This window comes from Gordonibacter pamelaeae 7-10-1-b (assembly GCF_000210055.1).
GTDB lineage: Bacteria > Actinomycetota > Coriobacteriia > Coriobacteriales > Eggerthellaceae > Gordonibacter > Gordonibacter pamelaeae.
The window spans coordinates 2,083,158-2,087,388 of sequence record NC_021021.1; the positions used below are offsets into that span (position 1 = coordinate 2,083,158).

Annotated in this window: 7 protein-coding genes; all 7 read right to left on the minus strand. The window is 67.3% G+C overall.

The window, feature by feature from the left end; all coding sequences use genetic code 11:
• Window positions 1-263: 263 nt before the first annotated feature.
• Window positions 264-1,271, minus strand: a complete 1,008-nt coding sequence (gene nirJ2, locus GPA_RS09615) for a putative heme d1 biosynthesis radical SAM protein NirJ2 (RefSeq protein ID WP_015539745.1) — start codon at window positions 1,269-1,271, stop codon at window positions 264-266.
• 150 nt (window positions 1,272-1,421) lie between these two features.
• Complete coding sequence (locus GPA_RS20155; protein ID WP_015539746.1) at window positions 1,422-1,880, minus strand: hypothetical protein; 459 nt, start codon at window positions 1,878-1,880, stop codon at window positions 1,422-1,424.
• A 21-nt stretch (window positions 1,881-1,901) separates the two neighbouring features.
• Window positions 1,902-2,189, minus strand: a complete 288-nt coding sequence (locus GPA_RS20160) for a MerR family transcriptional regulator (protein ID WP_015539747.1) — start codon at window positions 2,187-2,189, stop codon at window positions 1,902-1,904.
• 190 nt (window positions 2,190-2,379) lie between these two features.
• The gene (locus GPA_RS09625; protein WP_015539748.1) at window positions 2,380-2,670 is read right to left on the minus strand and encodes a DUF167 domain-containing protein; all 291 of its coding nucleotides are present in this window, start codon (window positions 2,668-2,670) and stop codon (window positions 2,380-2,382) included.
• A 36-nt stretch (window positions 2,671-2,706) separates the two neighbouring features.
• Window positions 2,707-3,522, minus strand: a complete 816-nt coding sequence (locus GPA_RS09630) for a DivIVA domain-containing protein (RefSeq protein WP_015539749.1) — start codon at window positions 3,520-3,522, stop codon at window positions 2,707-2,709.
• A 45-nt stretch (window positions 3,523-3,567) separates the two neighbouring features.
• Window positions 3,568-3,828 (minus strand): YggT family protein, encoded by a 261-nt coding sequence (locus GPA_RS09635; protein ID WP_041239409.1) that lies wholly within the window; start codon window positions 3,826-3,828, stop codon window positions 3,568-3,570.
• A 48-nt stretch (window positions 3,829-3,876) separates the two neighbouring features.
• A partial coding sequence (locus GPA_RS09640) for a cell division protein SepF (protein ID WP_156791159.1) occupies window positions 3,877-4,231 on the minus strand: 355 nt, incomplete at its 5' end.

Here is a 4,231-nt window from a genome sequence, read left to right on the forward strand (position 1 = left end):
CGGCGCCGGCCTCGGGCTGGGAGGTCGAGCAGCCGGCGAGCAGCATCGAGGCGGCGAGGGACGCGGCGACGGCAGCGGGCACGATGCGTTGGGAAACAAGCTTCATGGGAGATCCTTTCGATGAGATGTCCTAGGTCCAGCAAAGTCAGCGAGGGTTTCCATGGTGCCCGAGATCGTGGGGAGGCCGATGGCGAAGCGTACTTCGGTACGCGAGTCATTGGCATCGCCGCGAGATCGGGTGCCATGGGAAGCCGCAGCGTCGACTAGTTGCGCTGTTCGTCAGAACAGCGCAACCCATGTGCGCAGTAATCGTCCTGGGCGAGGATGTCGCCGTCGTGGTAGTAGGCGGCGCGCGCACGGCAACCGCCGCAGCCTTGCGCGTAGTCGCAGGTGCCGCACGAGCCAGAGTACGCCTGGGTGCGCAGCTTCTCGAACACGGGGCTCGTGCGCCAGATCTCGTCGAAGGGCTGCGTCCGCACGTCGCCGGCTTCCTCGGTCATGTAGGCGCAGGGGCGCACGATGCCCTCGCTGCCGACGACGCAGTACGTGAGGGCCGCCAGGCAGCCGCGCTCGAAGCGGGTGTCGACGCCCAGTTGCTTCGCGACGCGCGTGAACTGGGGCGCGCACGTGGGCTTCACGTCGATGGGCACCTGCGACGCCTTCGTCATGATGTCGTTCAGCAGCTTCTCGTTATCCAACACCTCGAGCGACGTCTCCTGGATGAACTTGCCGCGACCCACGGGGATGAGGAAGAACACGTAGTGGGCCATCGCGCCGATCTCGACGGCGAAGTCGGTGATGGCGCACACTTCGTCGCGGTTCCAGTCCACCACGGTGGTGTGCAGCTGGAAGGGCAGGCCGGCCTGCTTGCAGGCCTCGATGCCCGCCATGGTGAGGTCGTAGGCGTGCTCGAGCCCGCGGAACTTGTCGTGCTTGGCCGCGTCGAGGCTGTCCACCGAGATGCCCATGGCGCAGGCCCCGGCCTCCTTCAGCCTGGCCGCCGCCTCGGGCGTGATGAGCGTGCCGTTCGAGCCGAACACAGGGCGCAGTCCGCGCGAGGCCGCGTGCGCCACCAGCTCGTAGATGTCGGGGCGCATGAGCGGCTCGCCGCCCGAGAAGATCATCACCTTGAAGCCCGCGCGGGCGATCTCGTCGATCATCTTCCTTCCCTCGTCGGTCGAGAGCTCCAAGGCGCTGGCCTCCTCGGCATCCTGGTAGCAATGGACGCACTTGAGGTTGCACTTGTTCGTCGTCATCCACGACACGAGCATGGGCGTATCCTTTCGTTCGGGCGCACCGACAGAGGGTGCGCGGGGCACCGGGTGAATGAGCAGGCAAGATGAAGGGTTTGCGCCGGACGGACAGAACACTGGGGAGAGAGCGAAGGAAGAGGTGCCGCGCCCGTCCGGCGCCGGATGAGGCTAGCCGGACGGGTCGGGCTGGCCGCGGTAAGCGGCTACCACGGCCTCCAGATGGTCGAACACCGCCTGGCGCAGCTCGTCGAACGAGCCGTCGTCGCCTCCATGGGGAGCGATGTTCTCCATGAGGATGAAGTTCCTCTCGGCCGCGGCGGCATCCTGCGACGCGTCGAGGGCCAGGTAGCGTCGTGCCAGGTCGCGGTTGGACGGGCTGTCGACGGCCTCGCCTGCCGGCATGAGGCGGATAGTGTCGGCGATGAGCTCGTGCCATTGCGATACGGACTCGCCGCGGGCGATGCGATCCTCGGCGGCCGTCTCGGCGGCGGGGGCGTCGTCGCGGATGCAGGTGAGGCGCCAGAAGAACTGGCTCTCGCCCTGGCAGCGCTCCACGGTGGAGGCGAGCGCCTCCCAGTCCGGCATTCCCTCGCCGGCCTCGTCGTGCAGGGCGCGCAGGGTGGACATGCGCCTGAACAGCGCTTGGAACTACTCCTCGATGGCGTCCATTTGCTCGCCGGCGAGCTCCTGCAGCGCCGCCGCCTCGTCGAACAGATCTGCATCGGATTTGACCTGGGCAAGCGACAGCCCCAGGTACTTCAAGGTCAGAATGCGATACAGGTCTTTCACGTTGTCGTCGGTGTACAGGCGCTGGTTCTGCGGACCCTTCGCCGACGGCGAGAGCAGGCCCTGCTGGTCGTAGTACTGGATCGTGCGCACCGTCACCCCGACGCGCCGGGCCAGCTCTCCCACGGTCAGGTATCGTTGATCGGTCATGCGGCTGCTCCTCATGAGGCTCCGCATCCGCTCGATGCGGCCGCCTCCTCGTCCTCGGCCGAACGCCCCCGTCCGACCGAAACCGAGCATATGCGATGACGCTACGTCGCCGTCAACGGCAAATCCCCGTCTTTCAGAAACTCACAACAAAAACGAGGGGAAATCCCTCGCCGCCGAGCGCACTGCCCGGCTAGCAGCGCGGAAGAGATGCCAGCCACGCGTCCACCTGGGCCTGGTCGGCCTCCACGGACAGGCGCTTGCGGCGCGCCGTATGACCCGAGGCCACGCCCACGCGCGACTTCGGCACGCCGAGCGCCTCGGCCACCAGCTTGCACACCGCCTTGTTCGCCTTGCCCCCGTCGGGCGGTGCCGTCACGCGCACGCACACCTCGTCGGCGCCCGCCGCATCCGCGCGCACGCCCGAAACCTCGTCACGCCCCGAGCGGGGCGTGACGTGAACGGCTATGATGGCAGGCTTCATGACCCTTGCGCTCGGCCGACAGGCCAGCGGAGCTCGCTAGTCGATTTCCTCGAACTCGAAGGCATCGTCGGCATCGCCGAAGCCGGAGAGGTCCTTCTCCACGCGGGAGGGCGTGGGGGTGGCGGGCGCCACGGACACGGCGCCGGTCTGCGGCATGGCGTAGGCGGCGGTGCCGTCGACGTTGATGGGGGCCTGGGCGGGCGAGGTCATCACGCGGCCCGTGGCCTCCACGGTCGTCTCCGCCACGCGGGCGTGCGCGCTCGTGGGCAGGGACGGAGTCGGGATCTCGCCGCCGATCTCGGCCAGCTTGCGCGTGGCGTCGGCGATGAAGTCGGTGAGCAGCTCCTGGTAGTCCTCGCGGGCGTCCTCGCGATCGTCCTCGAGCTTCTTGATGGCGTCGAGCACCTTCTGCTTCTCGGCCTCGGCCTTGTCCACGATGCGCTTGGCCTCGTCCTCGGCATCGTTGATGGTGCCGGCAGCCGTGGCATTCGCGTTCGAGATGATCTCGTCGGCGGAGCGCTGCGCGATGATGAGCGCCTGGGCGATGGCGTTGTCGTCGGCCTTCTTGGCCTCGAGCTGGCGCTCGAGGTCGGCGATGCGCGCATCCTTCGCGGCCAGCTCCTCGTCGCTCGCGGCGGCGACGGGCGCGGGCACGTCCTCGATGCGCGCCGGCGTGTCGAAACCGGCGAACGAGGAGTCGTCCAACTGGCGCTCCAGCTGGTCTATCTGCGCGGTCATCGCGTCGATCTCGTCGGCAACGTGCTCCAGGAACACGTCCACTTCGTCGACATCGTAGCCCTTGCGGTCGATCGAGAAGCTCTGGTTGTGGATATCAGCCGAGGTGATTGCCATAGTCGGTCCCTTCGTCCTGTCCGCGCGGACGCGGTTCAAGCGCAGCTAAAACAAGTTTACTATCAAACGTACCCCGAATTGTAGTACAAGCAGGGCGATGATGGGAGTAACGTCCACCATACCTCCAAGCGGGGGAATCAGTTTCTTGAACAGGTTGAGGTACGGATCGCACACGCGGCCGAGCACCCGGTAGATGTCGGCGAGCAGGCCGCGGTCCGTGGGGAGCCACGACATGAGCACGTACACGAACAGCACCATGCTGTACACGTCGGCTAGCGATACGATGAGGTATTTCAAGCTCAGCACGAGCCCAGCTCCTTCTCTTGGTAGACGGTCGGCGCCCGGGAAGGCGCGCTACAGCACGCCCTGGTTGCGCAGCGCCAGGCGCTCGGCCTCGGTGAGCGCGGCGCCCCGCGTGATGGCGAACACCTTGTCGGCCACGGCCTCCACGCGGGCGTCGAGCGCGCTCGACACGCCGAACGAGAAGTCCAGGATGCGCTTGGCCAGCTGGTCGGGCGTGTTGCGCAGCGCAAGCACCACCACGTCGCCCGCTTTCAGTATCTTGGCCACGCGTTCCACCTCGCCGTAGCTCGCGGGCTTGAGCACCGAGATGGCGCGCGACGGGTTGTGCGCGGGCGTGCCCGAGCCGGCGTACGCCTCGTAGGGGTCGAACGAGCCGGTGGCCTGCGAGGAAGCGGGCGCCGTGGCC